The following is a 21,981-nucleotide window of genomic DNA, read 5'->3' as shown; positions in this document are numbered from 1 at the left end:
ATAATTATTTTATACCTTTGCACCAAAACTAAAAATAAAATGATGTCAGAAGCTTCTTTTTCAGGATTTATACAGACTATCCTTATTATTATATTAGTGTTTTGGGGACTGAGAATCCTCCTGAGAATATTGGCTCCTTATATGATGCGTTTTTTCATAAACAAGGTAAGTGAAAAAATGCAAAAAGAATTCGAGCGTACCCAAAATCAGTACCAACAAAATGCTTATGGGCAAAATCGCTCAGAAGAGAAGGAAGGTAAACAAACTATTATAAATAAGAATTCTCATTCTAAAAACCCTGAAGCTACCAAGCAAGTGGGTGAATATATAGATTACGAGGAAGTTTGATTTAAGTAAGAGATAAAAGGTAAAAAATAACCAAATGAAAAAAATAGTCCCTCACGTTGTAGTAATAGCGCTATTTGCTGTAATAGCACTTGCTTTCTTTTATCCTGTATTACAGGGAAAAGGTATCTTCCAAAGCGATATTGTTCAGTATACCGGTATGGCGAAGGAGCGCAATGATTACCGTCAAACAGAAAACAAAGAGACATATTGGACAAACAGCGCTTTTGGTGGTATGCCTACCTATCAGTTGGGGGCACAATATCCTAATGATTTTGTAAAGCAGCTAGACAGAACGTTGCGCTTTTTACCTCGTCCTGCCGATTATCTCTTCTTGTACTTTGTAGGCTTTTACGTCCTACTTTTGGTGTTAAAAGTGGATTACAAGAATGCTTTCTTGGGGGCTATTGCCTTTGGTCTTTCTACTTACTTGATTATTATTTTAGGGGCAGGGCATAATGCCAAAGCACACGCCATTGCTTATTTTGCTCCTTTATTAGCGGGTATCTTATTGGTATTTCAGCGGAAATACCTTTGGGGAGGATTACTCACAGCAGTAGCGCTGGCGTTAGAAATCTGCGCTAATCACTTCCAAATGACGTATTACCTGCTTTTATTGGTATTGCTCTTAGGCATAGGCTTCCTTTATAAAGCTATCAAAGAGAAACAACTCAAAGATTTTGCAAAAGCTATGGCAGTACTACTTGGGGCTGTAGTGGTGAGTGTACTGGCAAATGCTACTTTACTGCTCACGACTCGCGAATACGCCGATTGGAGCACCCGTAGTAAATCGACACTTACTATTACTCCTGATGGGACTCCGAAAGAGCAGAACAGCGGTCTACCAAAAGAATATATCACCGAATATAGTTATGGCATCAGTGAATCACTAAACCTTATCGTGCCTCGTCTTTTTGGAGGTTCTAACCACGAAAACTTAGGAGAAAACTCTAAGACGTATCAGTATTTGGTACAATTGGGGGTACCCCCTATGCAGGCATTACAAGAAACACAACGTTTACCCACTTACTGGGGCGACCAACCCATCGTGGCTGCCCCTGCCTATATAGGAGCTGTGGTGTTCTTCCTATTTATCTTGGCACTTTTTGTAGTAAAAGGAAGAATTAAATGGTGGCTTTTAACGGGCTCAGTAATGGCACTCGTACTTTCGTGGGGCAAGAACTTCGGACTGCTCACTGATTTTATGATAGACTACTTTCCGTTATACAATAAGTTTAGAGCGGTATCGTCTATACAAGTAATTTTAGAACTCTGCGTGCCTATATTGGCGATAGTAGGGTTACAACAGTTCTTAAAAACACCTGAAGAGGAGCGCAAAAAATACTTACTTCACAGTCTTTATATTTGTTTGGGGGTAATGTTATTGCTTTTCTTAGGAAAAGGATTCTTTGATTTCCAAAGCGCAAACGATGTGTATTACGGCAACAGAGAGATTGTGCAAATGATAGTGGAAGACCGCAAAAGTATTTACACTGCTGATTTGTTGAGAAGCACCGTACTTATACTGCTCACGGCTTTGGCTTTGGTACTTTATCAGTACAACAAAATTCCTCTTAGGGGAATGCAAATAGCACTCTTAGCATTGCTTTTCTTTGATTTGGGAGGAGTAGCCAAACGCTATGTAAACAAAGATAATTTTGTAGATAAATACCTAATAGAAAATCCTTTTGAGGCAACTCCTGCTGATATGGCGATTCTTCAAGACAAGAGCTATTATCGCGTATACGAACCTCAAGTGGGTATCAATGGTGCACGTACTTCGTTTTTTCACCATTCGATTGGAGGCTATCACGCAGCGAAACCCAAGCGCTTGCAGGAACTCTTCGATTACCAAATAGCCAAAGGAAATATGGAAGTGCTCAATATGCTGAATGTGAAATATATACTTTTGCGCAACCAAGAAGGAGAAATACAACCAATGCACAACGAAGATGCCTTAGGTAATGCGTGGTTTGTAAAGCAACTTAGCTTAAAAAACAGCGATAATGAGGTAATGAAAGCTTTAAAAGAGTTTCACCCTTCCGAAGAGGCTTTAGCAACGCTCAAAGATTTGAAAACAAACCTTCCATCACAATACATTGTGGATAGCACGGCTACGATTGCACTAAAACATATGCGCCCTGATGAACTAACTTATGAAAGTAACAATTCTCACGAAGGTTTTGCGGTTTTCTCGGAGATGTACTACCCTCACGGCTGGAAAGCGACTATCGATGGCAAAGAGGCGCCTATCTATCGCGTAGATTACACTTTACGAGGAATGTCTGTACCCGCAGGAAAACACGAGATACGCTTTGCTTTTGAACCCGAAGTAGTAAAAACAGGTAGTAGGTTAAGTCTTGTAGGGTGTATTTTATTACTTTTATGGCTTGCGGGAGGTATTTTTGTACAATTTAAAAAATGAAAACACTTTTTACTACTATTGGACTACTGCTAATCAGTGTTATTCACGCTCAAGATTTTATAGGCAAAGAATGGCGCATTGATAATTTTTTAGGGGAGTTTCCTGACGTGACCGATGTCTATTTTCTAAAAACGCCCGAGAGTAAATATACTTTTGGCGACCGTATTCTCTTCAATTCAGATGGCACTTTCTCCTCTTGGTTAGTAGCCGAATGTGGTAATACCTGCTCTTCTCCTACCATAGGGACTTATCAAACGGTAGGCAAGTATTTATCTATTCAGGTAGAGAGAATGGAAAAACGAGGGGTGGAATGTGATAGTATTCCTATAGAGCTCAATCTTAATCTCGGCAGTTATTATCTCCACAAAATCTCCAACGATGAATACTACCTCATTAAAAGTACTGGTAATTTTGCTACCGACAAACAGAAACTAAATGACGTAGCCACTTTACTGCGCTTTATTAAAATTTATGATATACGAGGGAAATCGCCTAATCCTTCTTTCCAACTGAAAAGTGATATTCCTAAAGACGAGCGCATTGGCAAATTCGTACGCAAACTCTTTCATCTCACTACTTATGAAATCCTCAAAGGCTTCCCTGATAACCATAGTACTCATTACCTTGTAAAAGACCTTAAAACTAATACCTATTACTACCTACGAGAGGAATATTTTAGCAATAAAGTTACTGTTTACTACTTTACTGAAAAAGACTTAAAACAACGTGCTAAAGAATTGAAAAAGCAACGATAAATAAGAAAGGAGAAAAGACAAAAGAGGCACCTAACAGAAGAAGTGAGAACCAAAGTAAAACCTAAAAAATAAATAGTTCTCAAAACTACTTTATATAAAAAAACAAAAAGGAGCTACAATAATGTAGCTCCTTTTATTGTACCTGAGGAGGGAATCGAACCCTCACTCCGAAGAACACGAGTTTGAGTCGTGCGCGTCTACCAATTCCGCCACTCAGGCTCCTTTTTAATTCGGTTGCAAAAGTACATAAGTTTTTTAAATATACAAAAAAAACGAGTACTTTTTTACAAAATAATTTATAACAACCTATACTTCAATAGTCACTGCTTTGTTTTTTACAAGGCTACCTTCCTCAAAAAAGAAGTCTACTCTTCCCAAATTAATACCATAACAACCTACTTGATTTACCAAAGTAGTATTTCCTCTTTTATTTGTAACCAAAGTAGGGCGAGGTAAAAAAGTATGTGTATGACCTCCTATAATTAAATCGATATAAGAGGTTTGAGCAGCAACTTTTAAATCGGAGACCTTAGGGCTATTTTTGTAATCATATCCTAAGTGGGAAAGACAGAGAATTAAGTCACAATGTTCTTCATTATAAAGTTTACGTTCCATATCTTGTGCCATCTCTATAGGGTTCAGATAAACTGTTTCGCCGTATTGTTTTTTATTTACCAAACCTTCCAATTCAACGCCTAGACCAAAAACTCCTATTTTAATACCATCTACCATATAAATTTTATAGGGTTTTGTGTACCCATTGAGGAGCGTTTTACTTACATCGTAATTAGAAATGATAAAATCAAACTTGGCGTGAGGAAGCTGTGCAAAAAGCCCCTCTACCCCATTGTCAAAATCGTGATTCCCTAAGGTAGCAGCATCGTATTTAAGCATTGACATTAGCTTAAACTCTAACTCACCTCCATAGAAATTAAAATAAGGAGTGCCTTGAAAAATATCTCCTGCATCGAAAAGCAAGGTATGAGGATTTTCTTTACGTACTTGGTCGATGAGATATGCCCTACGTGCTATTCCTCCTTTATTAGGGTTATGAGGGTCAGTAATAGGGAAAGGGTCGATGTGACTGTGTACGTCGTTCGTATGCAAAATAGTAATTTGTTTTGCATTGCTTGGCTTCATTGATAGCGATAGACCCCCTACCCCCATTAGCAAAGATGAAGCTCCTATGTTTTTAATAAAAGTACGTCTTTTCATAATCGTATTATGGTTTATATTCAAATCGGTTATCTTTTTTAGCATCTAATACGTCTATTTTTTTGAAATAGTCAATCAGCACATTGCGGAGTTTATAATCTGTTTCATCTACTTTTAAAGAATTTTCGAAGAAGTACATCGCATCTCCCCCATTCATTAAATAATCGGAAGTGGCGACTATATAAGTAGCTTTGGAATCGAAAGGTTTCCCGTTGATATTGAAATGAACCACCTTACCATCTTTGGTGATTTGCAAATCTATTTGCTTTGACAGAGGGTGAGGTTTTCGCTCTTTAATCAGATAGTTAAGAAGCTCTTGTACTTTCTCTCCTGACATTGTAAGTACTACTACTTTATTCTCAAAAGGCATTATATCATAAACTGAACCTACTGTAACATCACCTTTAGGCAAATCGGAACGAATACCTCCCCAGTTGAGCATTACAAAGTCGATATCCTTACCTGTACGTTTTTTGTAAAGAGGATTTACAATTTCGAAGGTAGCATCATCCATAAAATTACCAATAGCGGTATTTAATGCTTTTTCGTTTCTATCTTTCACCAAATCGGCTGGGTTTTGAGCTAAGACGGTAGACATCTCAGAGGATATGTGTTCGCGATATGGTGTGATAAAGTTTTCTATTTCAGCTTTTTGTGAAATAGTATCGGTAATAGGAATGTTTATAGCTTTTACTCTTGTAAGCTGCGTTTTAGACGAAGAGCAAGAAGCTAAAAATCCTATTGTTACAAGCAATACAAAAAAATAATGCTTCATTACATCAAACTTTTTCATAAATATATTTCTATTTTAAAAATTATTTTTACCTTTGCAATCACACGCAAAATTACAATATATTTTGGACATCGTAAAAAATTATAACATAAAAAATAAAATTCGGAAGAATTTTAAAGCCTTAGAAAGTTATAACAAAAGGTTAGACAACAACTTAGCAAAAGTTGGTTGTATTGTGGATATGGATGTAGTGAAGAATGTAGACCCCTTATTGGAGCTTATAAAATACTATTCCATTCGCCCTGAGAACTATATTGTCTTAGGATATAAGCGTGAATCAGAAGAAACTCACGCTAATGGAACTCCTTTTCTGATTGATAAGGAAATTAATTGGCAAGGAAAGATTAGGAATTACCACGCCGATAGATTAGCCGAACAAGAGTATGACTTGCTCATTAATTATTTTAGTGAGCCTAAATTGCCTTTGTTGCTATTATCTTCATCTATCAAAGCTAAATTAAGAGCTGGTTTTGAAGGAATAGGACTACAGTACAACGATATTGTGATAGCTTGTTCTCCTGCTGATGAAAAGGTTTTTGCTAATGAATTAAAAAAAATATTAGAAACCATTATTCGCAAATAAAAAAATTATGACAAAACAACTAAGAGGAACTGGTGTGGCTCTTATCACACCCTTCACAGCTGAGAAGCGGGTGGATACTAAGGCTCTTACCCGTATAGTAGAATATGTAACTGATGGTGGAGTAGATTTCATTGTAGTTTTGGGAACTACCAGCGAAGCTCCTACTCTCAGTAAGGAAGAAAAGGCTCTTGTGCGAGAGACTATTATCAAGGCTAATAAAAAGCATTTACCCTTAGTATTAGGTATTGGGGGCAATAATACCCAAAGTGTTATTGAGGAAATCAAGAGTACGGATTTAACCTCTTTTGATGCAATTCTATCTGTAACGCCTTATTACAATAAACCTTCGCAAAATGGTTTATATGCACACTTTGCAGCAATAGCCAAAGAGAGTCCTTTACCTATTATTTTATATAATGTACCTGGACGCACAGGGGTATGTATGACCGCTGAAACCATATTGCGATTGGCTAATGACTTTAAGAATATTATAGCTGTAAAAGAAGCTTCGGGTAATTTAGTGTTAGATATGAATATCTTAAAAGATATGCCTAAACATTTCACTTTCTTATCAGGAGATGATACTACAACCCTTCCGTCAGTATATATGGGTGGTAGTGGAGCAATTTCGGTGATTGGGATTGCTTTCCCTAAGGAATTTTCTGAGATGGTACGATTAGGGTTAAATGGTAATACTTCTAAAGCCAATGCTTTGCAATACGAATTGTTACCTATGATGGCTTTAGCTTTTAAAGAAGGGAACCCCACAGGAATTAAAGCTATTTTATCTGCTCAAGGCTTATGTGAGCCCTATGTACGTTTGCCTTTGGTAGAAGCTTCGGATAGTTTAAAAGAAGAAATAAAAAAAGCCTTAAAATAAAGGGCATTAAAATAAGTAACAAATAAAAAAAGCGGTTTGAAAGTTAGCTTTCAAACCGCTTTATGTCTTTCAACTGTTCGTTATCAAGATCGTAGATATCATTCTTTATAGTTGCTTCGCCTTTCTTATCTACCGATATGGTGTAGTACAGAATATTAATCATATATTTTGTATTGAGTTTTACACGATACTGATTGCGCTTATTATTGTTCATAAAGTCTTTTACTTTCTCTTCTGTCCAAGACTTTCCATCACCTTCATTCTTCAGTAGATAATAGGCTAATTGCGAAGGATTTTGCACGCGTACACAGCCGTGACTAAGTGCACGTTGCTCACGTTCGAACAAATACTTCGATGGTGTATCGTGCAAATATATACTCATATTATTATTGAGCAGGAACTTCACTAAGCCCAATGAGTTGCGCTCGGAGGGAGCTTCTACAAAATAAAAAGCACGTTTATGCACTAATGGATTCGTCCAATCTACTTCTAAGGGGTCTATCACCTTGCCATTTTCATACATAGTATAACCTCTATTTTTGTATTTTTCGGGGTCTTCTTGCAATAGCATTTGAGGAATCATTTCTTTTCTGATAATACTCTGAGGCACAGACCACGTAGGGCGAAATTCTATTGAACGAATAGAATCGGTGAAAATGGGAGTTGAGCTTTGAGCTCGCCCTACCACTACTTTGGTTTGATATATTAATGAGTCTTTATGATATAAAAAAAGTTTATAATCAGGAATATTCACAATTATATAATCATCACCTAAATCATTATTGAAAACACGCATACGCTCCATATTGAGCCTAAGTAAATCGCGCTGGCGTGCTTTATTCATATTCAGACGATTGAGCGTTTGGATACCTAAGGAACCATCGGGAATAAGCCCATTACTGCGCTGAAATCTTTTCAATGCCCATATAAGGGTACTATCTACTTCCTGAGGGTCGATTTTGGGAATTGACCCAAAGCCTTTTTTAGCTAAGGCATTGCGCAAGCTCTCAACCTCAGGATCGGTATATCCGTAAACAAAGTTTTTAGGGTCTGAAAATTTAATGATACGGATAGTGTCAAGTGGCTGATTTTTGAGTTGTATATACTTATATTTCATTCGTCTATACTGTTCTCCTTTGGGATAAAGACTTGCTAATTTTGCTTCTAAATCATCGTTATCTCCCAAATGTAAGAGCATATCAATATTCCGATATTTATATTTTGGCTTTATCCACGTATGTTTTCCATAGGCTCTTTTAGAAAAGCGACCAGAGGTAAGGTGTTTGGCGAAAAGCAAAAAAGAGGCGGTAATTTGTTTATCTAAATAAGACTTATAATCATTAGGAAGTTTATATTTATAGGCACTATCTACCACTTTTTTCAAAGCAGAACGCCTATAAGTTTCGGGGTTTAGACCATCTTCTTCAATACATTTTAAAGCTTCTATATACTGCGAAAAGATGCGAGAAGGGATATCTTCGAAGAGCCAACGAGTTTTCCCACCATTTTCTGTATAATAACTATGGGTTTCGGACTGTATTCCTTTTTTATAAGTAGCATCAAGAACTGTAAGATTTTCAAATGAAGTTACAGAGGTATCTACTGCAATAGTAAGAGCCTCAGTATAAACCTCTTTACCAGCCTCATTTAATGAAGAATTGGGGTGAGAAGTAGTGGGAGTAGTTTTTCTACAGCTTTGTAAGGTGATAAAAATAGCTATTAAAACTGCAATTTTTATCTTTAAATCAATATGAATCATATTAAAAACATATTTTGGGTGCAAAGATAAGGATAATTAGGGAATTAGCAAATTTGGAAATTAGGAAATTAGGGAATTAGTAAATGTGAAAATTAGCAGATTAGCAAATGTGAAAATTAGGAAATGATGGGGAGAGATTTAAATAGTTATTTGATTGATCGGAGAGAGATAGAACTTTCGGAAGGAAACGAAAAATATCAGAAGTACACTGAGAGTAATTTTGAAGAGAAAAGGCTCTTAGGAGGGTATACTTAGCTTATAGGAAGCTTATAGGAAGCTTATACGAATCTTGGACGATTGGTATAGAAATGGTATATAAGTGATTGATTAATAATATGATACAACAATGCAAAAAATGTTAAAAACGGGGTTACGAGGCGAAAGAAAAGGTAAGGTGAGGTATTAGAGAAATATGGAGGAACTCTAAAAAACTCGGAGGCAAAATATGCTTAGCTTATAGGAATCTTATACGGAATCTTGTACGATTATTATAGAACAGCCTTTTAAACTTCTATAAAATAAGGAGTTATATGATAGAAAAACACCTTATTAACCGTATCAATACACTTTTTTAGCTGTTTAGTTTTTAGTTTCCACTTTTTTTCAGTACCTTTGCACGACTTTTTAAAATAGACAAAAATGTTTGATAATTTAAGTGATAAATTAGAGAAAGCCCTACATAACTTAAAGGGACACGGTAAGATTACCGAAATAAACGTAGCTGAAACACTGAAAGAAGTGCGTCGCGCTTTGCTTGATGCCGACGTGAATTATAAGATAGCCAAAGATTTTACCAATAACGTAAAAGAAAAAGCCTTAGGACAACAAGTGCTCACTACCCTACAACCAGGGCAGTTAATGGTGAAGATTGTAAAAGATGAGCTCACCCAGCTAATGGGAGGTGATGCTGCTGGAGTGAACCTATCGGGGAATCCTACTGTTATATTGATGTCGGGGTTACAAGGTTCTGGTAAGACTACTTTCTCAGGGAAATTGGCTAACTACCTCAAAAATAAAAGAAATAAAAAACCATTGCTCGTAGCGTGCGACGTGTATCGTCCTGCTGCGATAGACCAATTACATATTGTAGGAGAGCAGGTGGGGGTACCTGTTTTTTCGGATAAAGGCAATAATAACCCTGTGGACATTGCCAAAAAAGGAGTGCAATACGCCAAAGAAAACCACTTGAACGTGGTGATTGTGGATACCGCAGGTCGGTTGGCAGTAGACGAGCAAATGATGACCGAAATATCGAATATCCACAAAGCACTGAACCCACAAGAAACCCTTTTTGTAGTAGATGCGATGACGGGGCAAGATGCTGTAAACACGGCTAAAGCCTTCAACGATGTGCTGAACTTCGATGGGGTTATCCTTACCAAACTCGACGGGGACACCCGCGGTGGGGCGGCTATCACTATTAAATCGGTAGTGAATAAACCTATCAAATTCGTAGGTACCGGCGAGAAAATGGACGCTATTGATGTGTTCTATCCTGATCGTATGGCTGACCGTATCCTCGGTATGGGCGACGTGGTATCATTAGTAGAACGCGCTCAAGAGCAGTTTGACGAAGAGCAAGCGCGCAAATTGCAAAAGAAAATTGCAAAAAACCAATTTGGGTTTGACGACTTTCTTGAACAAATACAGCAAATTAAGCGTATGGGTAGTATGAAAGACCTCCTTGGTATGCTTCCCGGTGTAGGCAAAGCAGTGAAAGACCTCGATATCAAAGACGACGCTTTCAAGCATATCGAAGCAATTATCCATTCGATGACTCCAAAAGAGCGCAATATGCCTGCTATCATAGATTTAAACCGCAAAAAACGAATTGCCAAGGGTAGCGGTCGCGATATTCAAGAGGTAAACCAACTAATGAAACAGTTCGAGCAAATGAGCAAGATGATGAAAATGATGCAAGGTGGCGGTGGTAGAAAGATGATGCAGATGATGCAGGGAATGAGAGGTTAGATAAAAGGTAAAAGGTAAAAAATACAAATATGTTACAAGAATTCATTGAAACTGTAGTAAAGAACAAAGAAGTGTTTTACCTAGAAGTAGACGAATCGTTTGCTATGTGTAGTTCGCAAGCCTTCTACATTGAGGAAACCAAAGAAGCTATTCCTGTAGCCCTCTTTTGGGAAGACGAAGAGAAAGCAGTAGCTTGTAAAGCCGATGAATGGGCTAAGGGAATTGTAAAATCGGCTACCTTAGAAGAGTTTATTGAGATTTGCTTTGGAATGCAAGTAGAAACAATGGCAGTGGGTATTGGGTTCAACGCTGATTTATCAGGAGGAGAAGAACTCGTGCCTGTTGATTTGATAAAAGCATTGATAAAAGAAATTGACAGAACAAAGACTGCGGTTACTTTCAGTGACTCGTTCGAATCATTAGCCCAAGTAAAACAACTTTTGAACCAAATAGAGCTTGACATCACCGATGAAAAAGCTCTTTAACCACTAAAAACACAATCAGTAATGACTATCTTAGACGGAAAAAAGACTTCAGAAGCCCTCAAACAAGAAATTGCTAAGGAAGTAAAGCAACTAAAAGCTGAGGGGAAGAAAGTACCACATTTGGCTGCCGTATTGGTAGGCGACGATGGGGCAAGTCTTACCTACGTGGGGAGTAAGGTGAAAGCTTGCGAACAAGTAGGCTTTGAGTCTACTTTAGTAAAACTTCCTGCTAACATCAGTGAAGAGGCGTTACTGCAAGAAATTGAAAAGTTAAACGCTAATTCTGAAATTGACGGCTATATAGTACAATTACCCCTACCTAAACACATCGACGAGCAGAAAATACTTTTAGCCATAGACCCTACAAAAGATGTAGACGGCTTTCACCCTGCTAACTTCGGTAGAATGGCACTGGATATGGAGGCTTTTATTCCTGCTACACCTTTCGGTATTATGGAGTTGCTGAAACGCTACGAAGTGCCTACCAAAGGCAAACACGTGGTAGTAGTAGGACGCTCACACATCGTAGGTCGCCCCATCAGCATATTACTCAGCCAAAAAGAAGCACAAGGCAACGCTACCGTTACACTTACTCACAGTCATACCCCTAACCTCGCTGAGCTTACACGTCAGGCAGATATTGTGGTAATGGCATTAGGTATTCCAGAATTTCTAAAAGGCGATATGGTAAAAGAAGGCGTAACTGTAATAGATGTAGGAATCACACGCCTAAAAGACGATAGCACCCATAAAGGTTATCGCATTGTAGGCGATGTAGCTTTCGATGAAGTAAAAGAAAAAGCGAGCTACATTACTCCTGTACCAGGGGGCGTAGGTCCTATGACCATAGCAATGCTCTTGAAAAATACTTTATTAGCTTATAAATGGTATCGATGAAAATAAAAGAATCTAAATATTATCACCCTGTAAACCTCTTGCAGATAGACTCCGATGACCACGTAGAGGTGTACGATAAATACAAACTTCTGACTTTCAGCAACCCGTACCGTTGTTTGTTAGACGACTTGATGGCAAGAATTTATATAGGAGGAGAGGATTTGGTTATCCAACGAGACAAACTGAAACACTTTGTGAAATGTACTGACTATTACACCATAGAATACGCCTCCAAACAAAATGAACTATACGAATCGGAAGAATGCTATTTTCACCCAGAGCTCGAAATCTTTTTGGTAATAGACAAAAATCTCTCGAATGAGTACGATAACCAGATTTTTGAAGACGGATTATACAAAGTAAATTCAGTATACTACCAAAACGACAATCCAAAGGCTAAAGAACACCTCAACACCTTGTTTTCAGAATATATAGAGAAGTATATCTCTAAAGAATCTAAGGTTTCTATACTACTAAAAACGCAAATAGGATTAGAAATCAAAACCCATAGCATCAAGCCTTACCGCATAGATTTTGAAACGATGTACAACAATGATTTCTTCGAAGTACATACTCGAGTGAAAAATGCGCTAACGAATGACAACAAGGGCGTGGTACTATTTCACGGGATTGCTGGTTCGGGGAAGACAAATTACATCAAATGGCTTACGAGTCAAATCCCGAATAAAAAATTTATCTTTGTACCTACTACAATGATAGGATCGCTCACCGACCCTGCTTTTATTAGTCTGCTCATAGGCAATAAGAACTCTGTATTGGTACTCGAAGATTGTGAGAACTATATAGCTGAACGCACCTCCTTCAACAGCAATACCGATGTAGTATCGTCTATCCTCAATATAGCTGACGGTATGCTTTCTGATGTATTAGAATGCCAGCTGATATGCACGTTTAACTCCGATATTTCTAAGATAGACTCGGCATTATTGCGCAAAGGCAGATTGATAGCCGAGTATAAGTTTAAAGAGTTAACTGTTGAGAAGTGCAATAAGTATTTGCAATCTACCGATAGAGATTTTAGAGTAGATAAGCCTTACTCATTAGCAGAACTGACCAATATAGACATAAAGGAACTCAAAGAACAAGACAAGCAAACTAAAATAGGTTTCAAATAAATGATACGTGTATTTCTGACTTTTCTCTTCTTCTCGATAACTTTTGCCCAAGAAACAGGTAACCGAATGTCTTTGCTTTTTATGGGGGATATAATGGGGCACGTGCCACAAATAGAAGGAGCTTACGATATTGAAACGAAGCAATACAATTATATGCCTGTATTTGACAAAATCAAGCATAAGTTTGCGCAGGTAGATTTTGCTATTGCTAATTTGGAAGTAACTTTGGCAGGGGAACCTTATACAGGTTACCCCCAGTTTTCGTCGCCCGATGCTTTAGCAGTTGCTTGTAGAGATAGCGGAATAGATGTATTGGTAACTGCCAATAATCACACTTGCGATAGAGGTAAAAAGGGAATTATTCGTACTTTGGACGTACTCGACTCTCTGAAAATAGCTCATACAGGAACCTTTCGCAACAAAGCAGACTTTGAGAAACATAATTTATTGGTGCTTTCCAAAAATGGGATTTCAGTGGGAATACTCAACTATACTTATGGTACTAATGGTTTACCTGTGCCTGAACCTACCATTGTAAATAAAATAAATCTCAACCTAATGAAGCAGGATATTGAGAAAGCTAAAAAAGTAAATCTCGATAAACTGATAGTAGTGATACACTGGGGGATAGAATACCAGCAAAAGCAAAACAAAAAACAGGAAGAAGTAGCACAATTTCTTTTTGACAACGGAGTAGACATTATTATAGGAGGTCACCCACACGTCTTACAACCTATGTATTACTATCCGCAAACGGGACTTCATAAGGAACAGATGGTAGTTTATTCACTGGGTAATTTTGTGTCTAACCAGCGCAAAAGCTCAACAGACGGAGGTGCGATGGTAGAGCTGACTCTCTTCAAAGATGCTTATGGCACTCGTATCCTTGATAAAGGATATTATTTAGTTTGGGTAAATCGCACTCCAAAAACTAATAAGAAATATCTTTTTGAAATACTACCTTGCAAAGAATACGAAACTACTCACTACAAAGACCTTACTGAGAGCGTTAAGGATAGTATGAATATTTTCATAAACAACTCTCGAAAGTTATTCAAATCTAATATTTTAGTTAAAGAGAAACTATAGCTTATTACAACATTTCTTTTATGTATCAGCTTTAGAAAATAAATAAAGGCTTTCTAATGATTATTATTTAGATAGACTTTTCTTCTATATTACTTTTATAGCTACTTAGCTTTTATCATACGATCATTTCCAAAAAGGTCTTGACGTAAAGTTATCTCAGTAAAATGCTTTTGTTCCAATAATGTTTGCATTTCTTGCCCTAAATACTGATTAATTTCAAAGAAAAGACTCCCATTAGGACTTAGACTCTGCTGAGCAAGAGTAGCTATTTTATCGTAAAATAATAATGGATTATTATCAGGGACAAAGAGTGCTAAATGAGGCTCATATGCTAAAACATTATGGCGTATCTCTTTCTTTTCTAACTCACGTACGTAGGGCGGATTGGAGATAATGATATCATATTTATCAGGAAGAGTTTCTATTCGCAAGATATCTTGTTGTAAAAAATGAGTAACTACACTGTTTAATTCAGCATTACGCTTAGCTACTTTCAAAGCTCCTTCCGAGACATCTATAGCTGTTACTACGGCATTAGGAAGAGCTTTAGCAAGTGAAATAGCAATACAGCCACTGCCTGTCCCTACATCTAATATCTTGATTTTCTGGCTTTTTTCAGGATATTCTTGAAGTACCCAATCCACTAACTCTTCTGTTTCTGGTCGAGGTATCAATACATTTTCATTTACGAAAAAACGATTAGAGAAGAACTCAGTTTCACCCAAAATATACTGTATGGGTTTAGCTGTTTGTAATTCTCTAATCGCTTGCAAAATAGGTTGTGCTATATCTTCAGTAAGTAAAGTATCAGAATTTGCTAATATTGTAGCTTTACTGTACTTCCCATAATGCTTCAAAAGAATAAAGTAAAACGCATTTATTTCACTCTTAGGATAAAGTATTTCTAATTTATGATATATATACTCTCTTAGCTCACTAAAAGTCATTAGTTCACACGAATTTGTTGTCCTACTTTCAGGTTACTACTAGTCACATCATCAAAATTATTAAGCTTCATCAATTGTTGTACAGGTACTTGTTGCTCCCGTGCTATTTTATAAAGAGTATCACCTGTTTGTACTTGATAATAGACTTCAGCAATAGCCTCTTTTTCAATGGTCGTGGTATCAATAGTATTAGTAGGTTTAACGATTGTTTTTGTTACAGTGGGTTTAGACACCGATTTAATAGTTGTAGCTGATTTAGATACTTCTTTTTTAGGAGTTGAAACAGTTGCTACTTGGGTATTAGAAGAAGTTATATCTCCTCCTTTAGCTGCTATTACTTGATTGTCATACTGATGTAATTCAAACTTTTTGATAAGAGCTATCAATTTCTTTGCATAAGTAGGGTCAGTGGCATAGCCTGCTTTTCTGAGCCCGTGTGCCCAACCTTCATAATCTGTAGGACTAAGGTCAAACAGTGCTTTATAACGATTGCGATTTACAAGAAATTGTGAATGGTCTTCAAACGATTCGTATGCATATCTATATTTGCGAAAACATTCGCTCTTCTCATCGTCGTCGTGGGTAATAGTCTTACCGTCCCAAGTAGCGTGACATTTAATTCCAAAGTGGTTATTACCATAACGTGCCAAGCGTCCTTGCCCCGAGCCACTTTCTAAAATGCCTTGTGCCAAAGTAATACTCGCAGGAATATTGTAACGTTGCATCTCTACCATTGCAATATCCTTATAATCCTGAATATACTTTTGAGTAACGGCTGTCGTAACTTGTACCGCAGGAGTTATCTCGTGAAAGCTGTCTTCTGAGACATCTCTACGATTGTGTTTTGAATCAGCTAAAGCCTTATTTCTTTGGTCTATCTCCGAATGTGTAGGCTTTTTCATCTCCACTCTCGGTGTCGGCTTTTGTCCTCGATAGATTACCGAATGAGAATTTCTCCCTTTCCTGTAAGGCTGATCAGAGCACGATGATATTATAAAGAGAATTAGCAATAGCAAACTAAATCTTTTCATCATAATTCAATATACTTTTATGTTTTTTAATTCGTTCGTTGTTAAAACCTTTAATCCCTTGCAAACCACCAGTATGAATGGCTAATATACGGGTATTGGGTGCAAAATATCCTTGCTTTGTGAGGGCAAAGATAGCAAAAATCATCTTACCTACATATATCGGGTCTAATAAAATTTTCGTCTGACTGTTAAAATCATTTAAAAAATCTACTAATTCATCAGTTACTTTAGCATAACCACCAAAGTGATAATCGTGCACTAACTCCCAATTATTTTTGGTTGTATATTGTTTAATTACCTCACTTAAAAACGCTCCTCTCAAAGCTGGAAAACCAATGACTTTCTGATGATTAGCACTTGCATTGATAAGCCCTGAAATCGTCCCACCTGTTCCTACGGCACTACATATCACATCAAAAGCGTTGTCCTCAGGAGTAAGGATTTCTTCACACCCCTTCACTGCCAGCTCGTTAGTACCTCCTTCAGGGGCTATATAGATGTTTTGTCCATAACGTTTCCTAAGATTTTCCAAGAACTCTGGCGTGTGTTTTCGTCGGTAAGCCTCTCTTGTAACAAAATAAAAATCCATACCACAAGATTTAGCAAACTTTAACGTAGGATTAACATCTATTTTAGAACCTAACTCATCGCCACGAATCACACCTATGGTTTTCAAACCTACTATTTGTCCCGCAGCTGCTGTCGCAGCAATATGATTGGAATAAGCTCCTCCAAAAGTGAGAATCGTATCCTTGCCTTCCTGTTGGGCTTGTGCTATGTTGTACTTGAGCTTTCTGAGCTTATTCCCTGATACAAAAGGGTGATTTTTGTCCTCTCGCTTTATTGTAAGAGTAATCCCATCAGGCAACGGGATATTCACGGGTTCGTTTTCTATATGTAAGTTATTGAATAATAAAGGCTGCATAGTTATTCATATCTCAACGCTTCTACAGGATCTAATTTCGAGGCTTTTACTGCCGGATACAATCCTGATATTACCGCTACTACAAAAGCTATACATATAGCAATAATAATAACACCCCACGGAATGGTAAAATCAAACTTAACGGCTTTAGAAATCAAATATCCCAAACTGATACCTAATACAATACCCGTAAGTGCTCCCAATTGAGCTATTATTAGGGTCTCGGTAAAGAACTGTAAGGTAATAGATTTGCGCTTAGCTCCCAACGCTTTGCGAATGCCTATCTCCTTAGTGCGCTCGGTTACCGAAACGAGCATAATGTTCAATAGGGCGATTGAAGACCCCAATATGGTAATAAGCCCAATCACAAAACCAGCAACAGAAAGGGTACCCGTAATACTGCCTATGCGTTGTAATAGGTCGTCACTGCGTTCTATCCCGAAATTATTTTCTTGTAAAGGTGCTAAGCCTCTCAGGTTACGCATCACTATGGTAGCATCATCTATAAGTCCGTCCAACTGGTCTTTGCTCTGAGCGCTTATTTTGAGTTGAAAATTAGGATTATCTATGGGGAAAATACTGCGTGCAATTCCTAAAGGAATCAACACTTGAAAGTTTTCGTAATTGCCAAAGGAGGAACTTTGTTCTTTAAGTATACCTATGACTTTGAACTTATAACCACGTACCGAAATAGTCTTTCCTAATGGATTTACATCTTTGAGTAGTGTTTTCTTAAAATCCGGACCTATCACGCACACATAGCTATTGTTCTGTATATCAAAATCGCTAAAATTGTGTCCCTCTTCCACTTCTAACCCCGAATTGCCAACGTAGTACTCATCTACGCCTATCACTACGGCTAATGGATCAGTTTTTTTGTTCTCGTACTTCACCTCAGCTGAGGAGGCAACATTCATAGAAATACTCGTTTTTGCAAACGGATTATCTAACTGTTGTTTAAAAGCTACTGCTTCTTGATAAGTAATTAAAGGGTGTGGCTTTTGGGTGGTACCACTCCCCTCAGCTCGCTGACTGTATTGATACCTTGTAATCGAAAAAGTATTAGCTCCCATACTCGAGAAATTGCCTTCAAGCGTATTGCGCAAAGCAGTAATCACACTCAGGATTCCTACCAATGCCGTAATGCCAATAGCGATGATGAGCACGGTGAGAATTGTGCGCAATAGCTGCCCTCTGATACTGTCAAGAGCTATTTTTATATTTTCACGAATTACAATCCACACGGTTTATAACAAATGCTTATGAGCGCGGTAAGATGAACGTACTAACGCTCCACTTTCCACGTGACGAAAACCTAATGATAAGCCTATTTCTTTGTACTTGGCAAACTGCTCAGGAGTGACAAAATTCTTTACAGGAAGGTGCTGTTTCGAAGGTTGCAAATACTGACCGATAGTTACAATATCCACTTTTGCCTCTTTAAGGTCGTGCAAGGTTTCTATCACCTCTTCCTCAGTTTCTCCAAGTCCTAACATAATCCCCGATTTAGTACGGTTCGCGCCATTTTCCTTTAAGTAACGCAACACGCCCAAACTTCGGTCGTATTTAGCTTGTATACGCACTTCACGAGTCAATCGGCGTACCGTCTCCATATTGTGCGAAATGATTTCAGGTGCAGCTTTCAGTATACGGTTTAAGTTGCGTTCTACTCCCTGAAAATCAGGAATCAAGGTCTCCATTGTAGTATTAGGGTTCATTCGGCGCACGGCTCTCACTGTCTCAGCCCATATAATGCTTCCCATATCCTTTAAATCATCTCGGTCTACCGAGGTCAGTACTGCGTGCCTAATGTTCATCAGTTTGATAGAACGTGCCACCTTTTCAGGTTCTTCCCAATCCAAACTTTCAGGTCGCCCTGTTTTTACGCCACAAAAGCCACACGAGCGCGTACAGATATTCCCTAATATCATAAAAGTAGCAGTGCCTTCTCCCCAACATTCTCCCATATTGGGGCAACTACCCGAAGTACAAATTGTGTGAAGGTTATATCTGTCCACCACACTCCTCAGTTCAGTATACTTTTTACCAGTGGGTAATTTTACTCGTATCCACTCTGGTTTATTGCTCTTTAAGGTAGTAGTGGTAGTGGTTTCTATTTCATCTACAGCAAGTGTTTCTGCATTCATTATTTTTTAATGTTCTATATAATTTTTTACAAAGATACTACAAAATTGATGATTACAAAAGTTTTTAGACCGAAAAAATATCTATACCCTATCGGAAGTACTGATTATAAGTGAAGCACAAAAAGCTATTTCTTATATCTAATCCAAGTTTTACTAAGGTAAAAGCCTATTTTTTTCTTATATGAGAAAAGGCTAAAACAGAAACAAACGTTCTATTTTAGCCTTAAAAATAATTTTATCAACATTCTGACTTCGGCGGAGAGAGAGGGATTCGAACCCCCGGAGGTGTTACCCTCAACGGTTTTCAAGACCGCCGCATTCAACCGCTCTGCCATCTCTCCAAGTGCACAATCACAATTGTTTTCTCAATTATGCGGGTGCAAAGGTACAACTATTTTTATTATCTGCAAATTTTAAAAGCAAAAAATTAGATATTTTTTCTCTTCTATTTATAATTTATTGTTTTACAGATATGAACTATATTGCCTTTGTAAAAAACTAATTGTTCATCGTTGCCAAAAACTCTTCGTTATTGCGCGTTAGCTTAATTTGCTTTTCCATAAATTCCATCGCCTCTATCGGATTCATTTCTGCCAAATACTTGCGCAATACCCAAGTGCGATTAAGCGTGTTTTCATCAAGCAACAAGTCATCTCTACGAGTAGACGAAGCTATTAGGTCAATAGCTGGGAAAATACGACGGTTCGAGATACGTCTATCCAATTGTAACTCCATATTACCCGTTCCTTTAAATTCCTCAAAAATTACCTCGTCCATCTTTGAACCTGTCTCGGTAAGAGCCGTAGCGATGATAGAAAGAGAGCCTCCGTTTTCAATATTACGTGCTGCTCCGAAAAAGCGTTTAGGTTTATGTAAAGCGTTAGCATCTACCCCACCAGTAAGCACTTTCCCCGAAGCTGGTTGCACTGTGTTATAAGCACGAGCCAAACGAGTGATAGAGTCTAACAATATAACCACATCGTGACCACATTCTACCAATCGTTTTGCTTTTTCAAGTACGATATTAGCTATTTTCACGTGTTCGGCAGCTTCCTTATCAAAAGTCGAAGAGATAATCTCTCCTCGCACACTGCGTTGCATATCAGTTACCTCCTCAGGGCGCTCATCAATCAAGAGTACCATTAGGTAAACTTCGGGGTGATTTTTGCTAATGGCATTCGCAATATCTTTTAAAAGCATTGTTTTACCCGTCTTAGGTTGTGCCACTATCATACCGCGTTGTCCTTTCCCAATAGGAGCAAAAAGGTCTATCAAACGAGTAGAAACAGTAGAGCCTTTGCCTGCCAACTCAAATTTTACATCAGGAAAAAGAGGCGTAAGGTGCTCAAATAGTACTCGGTCGCGCACCACTTGGGGGTCAAGTCCGTTTATCTTTATAACTTTTAGTAGCGGATAATACTTTTCGCCATCTTTGGGCGGACGCACTTCTCCATATACAGTATCTCCTGTTTGCAAGCCAAAAAGTCGGATTTGTGAAGAAGATACGTAAATATCATCAGGCGAAGCCAAATAGTTATAGTCCGAAGAACGCAAAAAACCATAACCGTCAGAAGTGATTTCTAAGACCCCCTCACAATCTACCACGCTGTCAAATTCAAAATCGGGGGCGCGATAACGGTTTTTCTTTTCTTTATCAAAATTCTCATTATTAACAATAGTATTGCCATTGTTCACATTTTGATTGTAATTACCATTATTGCCATTGCCATTTTGTACAGGGGAACTGTAGTTTTTTGTTGGGGTAGCATTATTCTGATGATTGTTAGAAACCACAGAAGTAGTGTTTTTCTTCTGATACGTTTTAGATTCATCTGCCGAAGAAGCCTTTTTAACGGTTGGTGTTTTTGAAGTCTTTTCTTGTTTAGAACTGCCTACTTTTTGAGGTATTTCTATTTTCTTTTTACGATTGTTTTTTTTGGATTCAGTTGTGTTCTCAGTTGTAATAATAGGAGAATTGTCTTTTTGAACTTCTTCTTTTTTGTTGGGGAGTTCTTTTTTTTGATTTTTTAGAATTAGGTCTATGAGTTCAGGCTTATTTACATACCGAAATTTAGGTATATCCAAATGTTTTGCTATTTCCTGTAACTCAGTTAGCTTTTTAGATTTTAACTCTACAATGTTAAGCATTTTAAATAGTTATTATTAAAGTAAGTGATTTTTTTCAGTAGTCAAGATAAGTGAAATTCCTCTTTTTATATAGTTAAGATGGGATATTATTGAAAGTATTTTTTAATCAGAGGTACTGAAATCGGGTGCAAAGATATAAAACATTTAGCAATTAGCAAATTATTTTCTTTTTTTTATTGCCCCGCCAATTCCATTATCAAGTGCAATTTTTTTTATTAGCTTTTGATAGAATAAACCTTTTAGTTTTTCAAAATCTAATACTTTTCTTGCTCTGTACAAGTTCCCATCGCTACATTACCTTTGTCATTCGTCTCCCATCATTCGTCATTCCTTCCTTTTTCTTTCGTTTTAACATTTTCTACCACACACTCTTAATCATTCATTCCCAACTACTTAAATACCCTTTCTATACCAATCTTCCAACATTCGTATAAGCTTCCTATAAGCTTT

At 37.6% G+C, this 21,981-nt stretch carries 19 protein-coding genes and 2 tRNA genes; 10 read left to right on the top strand and 11 right to left on the bottom strand.

The genetic code is table 11. The features are described from left to right. Positions 1 to 39: 39 nt before the first annotated feature. From AM608_RS01465 to AM608_RS01455, 3 genes are read left to right on the top strand one after another with little or no spacing between them, the layout of a single operon-like run. Positions 40 to 348 (top strand): DUF4834 family protein, encoded by a 309-nt coding sequence (locus AM608_RS01465; protein ID WP_053580531.1) that lies wholly within the window; start codon positions 40 to 42, stop codon positions 346 to 348. A 34-nt stretch (positions 349 to 382) separates the two neighbouring features. After that, a complete protein-coding gene (locus tag AM608_RS01460) occupies positions 383 to 2,770 on the top strand; it encodes a YfhO family protein (RefSeq protein WP_053580530.1) in 2,388 nt (795 codons plus the stop codon). Further along, on the top strand, positions 2,767 to 3,525 hold the full coding sequence (locus AM608_RS01455; protein WP_053580529.1) for a hypothetical protein: 759 nt from the start codon (positions 2,767 to 2,769) through the stop codon (positions 3,523 to 3,525). The genes AM608_RS01460 and AM608_RS01455 overlap by 4 nt, the downstream gene beginning before the upstream one ends. A 139-nt stretch (positions 3,526 to 3,664) precedes the next feature. On the opposite strand, the gene AM608_RS01450 is transcribed toward AM608_RS01455, so the two are convergent. From AM608_RS01450 to AM608_RS01440, 3 genes are all read right to left on the bottom strand, one after another. Continuing rightward, positions 3,665 to 3,744, bottom strand: a tRNA-Leu gene (locus AM608_RS01450). A gap of 87 nt (positions 3,745 to 3,831) precedes the next feature. Continuing rightward, positions 3,832 to 4,740 (bottom strand): bifunctional UDP-sugar hydrolase/5'-nucleotidase, encoded by a 909-nt coding sequence (locus AM608_RS01445; RefSeq protein ID WP_053581815.1) that lies wholly within the window; start codon positions 4,738 to 4,740, stop codon positions 3,832 to 3,834. Between the two features lie 7 nt (positions 4,741 to 4,747). Further along, complete coding sequence (locus tag AM608_RS01440) at positions 4,748 to 5,533, bottom strand: 5'-nucleotidase C-terminal domain-containing protein (protein WP_053580528.1); 786 nt, start codon at positions 5,531 to 5,533, stop codon at positions 4,748 to 4,750. Between the two features lie 34 nt (positions 5,534 to 5,567). Between AM608_RS01440 and AM608_RS01435 the strand changes: the two genes are divergently transcribed. Both AM608_RS01435 and dapA read left to right on the top strand, forming a co-directional pair. Further along, positions 5,568 to 6,116 (top strand): hypothetical protein, encoded by a 549-nt coding sequence (locus AM608_RS01435; protein ID WP_002671644.1) that lies wholly within the window; start codon positions 5,568 to 5,570, stop codon positions 6,114 to 6,116. A 7-nt stretch (positions 6,117 to 6,123) separates the two neighbouring features. Next, positions 6,124 to 6,996: a 4-hydroxy-tetrahydrodipicolinate synthase gene (gene dapA / locus AM608_RS01430; RefSeq protein ID WP_053580527.1), complete on the top strand. Its 873-nt coding sequence runs from the start codon at positions 6,124 to 6,126 to the stop codon at positions 6,994 to 6,996. A 43-nt stretch (positions 6,997 to 7,039) separates the two neighbouring features. Here the strand turns inward: dapA and AM608_RS01425 are convergent, their stop codons facing one another. After that, positions 7,040 to 8,755 (bottom strand): murein L,D-transpeptidase, encoded by a 1,716-nt coding sequence (locus tag AM608_RS01425; protein WP_053580526.1) that lies wholly within the window; start codon positions 8,753 to 8,755, stop codon positions 7,040 to 7,042. A 639-nt stretch (positions 8,756 to 9,394) separates the two neighbouring features. Between AM608_RS01425 and ffh the strand changes: the two genes are divergently transcribed. The 5 genes from ffh to AM608_RS01400 are packed head-to-tail and all read left to right on the top strand — an operon-like array spanning position 9,395 to position 14,333. Further along, positions 9,395 to 10,726: a signal recognition particle protein gene (ffh, locus tag AM608_RS01420; RefSeq protein ID WP_053580525.1), complete on the top strand. Its 1,332-nt coding sequence runs from the start codon at positions 9,395 to 9,397 to the stop codon at positions 10,724 to 10,726. A gap of 29 nt (positions 10,727 to 10,755) precedes the next feature. Continuing rightward, positions 10,756 to 11,211 carry a DUF2750 domain-containing protein gene (locus AM608_RS01415; protein ID WP_053580524.1) on the top strand — a complete coding sequence of 152 codons (456 nt, stop codon included), beginning with the start codon at positions 10,756 to 10,758 and terminating at the stop codon, positions 11,209 to 11,211. Positions 11,212 to 11,232: 21 nt separating this feature from the next. Beyond that, positions 11,233 to 12,108, top strand: coding sequence for a bifunctional methylenetetrahydrofolate dehydrogenase/methenyltetrahydrofolate cyclohydrolase FolD (folD, locus tag AM608_RS01410; protein WP_053580523.1), 876 nt, complete (start codon positions 11,233 to 11,235; stop codon positions 12,106 to 12,108). Then, positions 12,105 to 13,244 carry an AAA family ATPase gene (locus AM608_RS01405; RefSeq protein WP_002675730.1) on the top strand — a complete coding sequence of 380 codons (1,140 nt, stop codon included), beginning with the start codon at positions 12,105 to 12,107 and terminating at the stop codon, positions 13,242 to 13,244. Before folD ends, AM608_RS01405 begins: the two co-directional genes overlap by 4 nt. Further along, positions 13,245 to 14,333: a CapA family protein gene (locus tag AM608_RS01400; RefSeq protein WP_053580522.1), complete on the top strand. Its 1,089-nt coding sequence runs from the start codon at positions 13,245 to 13,247 to the stop codon at positions 14,331 to 14,333. A 101-nt stretch (positions 14,334 to 14,434) separates the two neighbouring features. On the opposite strand, the gene prmC is transcribed toward AM608_RS01400, so the two are convergent. The 7 genes from prmC to rho all read right to left on the bottom strand — a co-directional run bounded on the left by prmC (position 14,435) and on the right by rho (position 21,531). Beyond that, complete coding sequence (gene prmC, locus AM608_RS01395) at positions 14,435 to 15,280, bottom strand: peptide chain release factor N(5)-glutamine methyltransferase (protein WP_053580521.1); 846 nt, start codon at positions 15,278 to 15,280, stop codon at positions 14,435 to 14,437. Next, entirely contained in the window at positions 15,280 to 16,314 is a 1,035-nt protein-coding gene (locus AM608_RS01390; protein ID WP_053580520.1) for a glucosaminidase domain-containing protein, read from the bottom strand. Before AM608_RS01390 ends, prmC begins: the two co-directional genes overlap by 1 nt. Beyond that, positions 16,298 to 17,236 (bottom strand): 1-aminocyclopropane-1-carboxylate deaminase/D-cysteine desulfhydrase, encoded by a 939-nt coding sequence (locus tag AM608_RS01385; RefSeq protein ID WP_053580519.1) that lies wholly within the window; start codon positions 17,234 to 17,236, stop codon positions 16,298 to 16,300. The genes AM608_RS01390 and AM608_RS01385 overlap by 17 nt, the downstream gene beginning before the upstream one ends. Before the next feature lie 2 nt (positions 17,237 to 17,238). After that, positions 17,239 to 18,480: an ABC transporter permease gene (locus AM608_RS01380; protein ID WP_053580518.1), complete on the bottom strand. Its 1,242-nt coding sequence runs from the start codon at positions 18,478 to 18,480 to the stop codon at positions 17,239 to 17,241. Positions 18,481 to 18,483: 3 nt separating this feature from the next. Next, positions 18,484 to 19,383: a lipoyl synthase gene (gene lipA, locus AM608_RS01375; protein ID WP_002671622.1), complete on the bottom strand. Its 900-nt coding sequence runs from the start codon at positions 19,381 to 19,383 to the stop codon at positions 18,484 to 18,486. Positions 19,384 to 19,639: 256 nt separating this feature from the next. Then, positions 19,640 to 19,724, bottom strand: a tRNA-Ser gene (locus AM608_RS01370). A gap of 157 nt (positions 19,725 to 19,881) precedes the next feature. After that, positions 19,882 to 21,531 carry a transcription termination factor Rho gene (gene rho, locus AM608_RS01365; protein WP_053580517.1) on the bottom strand — a complete coding sequence of 550 codons (1,650 nt, stop codon included), beginning with the start codon at positions 21,529 to 21,531 and terminating at the stop codon, positions 19,882 to 19,884. Positions 21,532 to 21,981: the final 450 nt, after the last annotated feature.

The organism is Capnocytophaga sp. oral taxon 323 (assembly GCF_001278825.1).
GTDB classification, from domain to species: Bacteria; Bacteroidota; Bacteroidia; order Flavobacteriales; family Flavobacteriaceae; genus Capnocytophaga; species Capnocytophaga ochracea.
This window is presented reverse-complemented; position numbering and strand designations above follow the sequence as displayed.

What these genes read in the sequence shown, in the direction of transcription:
- AM608_RS01465 (WP_053580531.1), top strand. Translation starts at nt 40, where the DNA reads ATGATGTCAGAAGCTTCTTTTTCAGGATTTATACAGACTATCCTTATT.
- AM608_RS01460 (WP_053580530.1), top strand. Translation starts at nt 383, where the DNA reads ATGAAAAAAATAGTCCCTCACGTTGTAGTAATAGCGCTATTTGCTGTA.
- AM608_RS01455 (WP_053580529.1), top strand. Translation starts at nt 2,767, where the DNA reads ATGAAAACACTTTTTACTACTATTGGACTACTGCTAATCAGTGTTATT.
- AM608_RS01445 (WP_053581815.1), bottom strand. Translation starts at nt 4,740, where the DNA reads ATGAAAAGACGTACTTTTATTAAAAACATAGGAGCTTCATCTTTGCTA.
- AM608_RS01440 (WP_053580528.1), bottom strand. Translation starts at nt 5,533, where the DNA reads ATGAAAAAGTTTGATGTAATGAAGCATTATTTTTTTGTATTGCTTGTA.
- dapA (WP_053580527.1), top strand. Translation starts at nt 6,124, where the DNA reads ATGACAAAACAACTAAGAGGAACTGGTGTGGCTCTTATCACACCCTTC.
- AM608_RS01425 (WP_053580526.1), bottom strand. Translation starts at nt 8,755, where the DNA reads ATGATTCATATTGATTTAAAGATAAAAATTGCAGTTTTAATAGCTATT.
- ffh (WP_053580525.1), top strand. Translation starts at nt 9,395, where the DNA reads ATGTTTGATAATTTAAGTGATAAATTAGAGAAAGCCCTACATAACTTA.
- AM608_RS01415 (WP_053580524.1), top strand. Translation starts at nt 10,756, where the DNA reads ATGTTACAAGAATTCATTGAAACTGTAGTAAAGAACAAAGAAGTGTTT.
- folD (WP_053580523.1), top strand. Translation starts at nt 11,233, where the DNA reads ATGACTATCTTAGACGGAAAAAAGACTTCAGAAGCCCTCAAACAAGAA.
- AM608_RS01405 (WP_002675730.1), top strand. Translation starts at nt 12,105, where the DNA reads ATGAAAATAAAAGAATCTAAATATTATCACCCTGTAAACCTCTTGCAG.
- AM608_RS01400 (WP_053580522.1), top strand. Translation starts at nt 13,245, where the DNA reads ATGATACGTGTATTTCTGACTTTTCTCTTCTTCTCGATAACTTTTGCC.
- prmC (WP_053580521.1), bottom strand. Translation starts at nt 15,280, where the DNA reads ATGACTTTTAGTGAGCTAAGAGAGTATATATATCATAAATTAGAAATA.
- AM608_RS01390 (WP_053580520.1), bottom strand. Translation starts at nt 16,314, where the DNA reads ATGATGAAAAGATTTAGTTTGCTATTGCTAATTCTCTTTATAATATCA.
- AM608_RS01385 (WP_053580519.1), bottom strand. Translation starts at nt 17,236, where the DNA reads ATGCAGCCTTTATTATTCAATAACTTACATATAGAAAACGAACCCGTG.
- lipA (WP_002671622.1), bottom strand. Translation starts at nt 19,383, where the DNA reads ATGAATGCAGAAACACTTGCTGTAGATGAAATAGAAACCACTACCACT.
- rho (WP_053580517.1), bottom strand. Translation starts at nt 21,531, where the DNA reads ATGCTTAACATTGTAGAGTTAAAATCTAAAAAGCTAACTGAGTTACAG.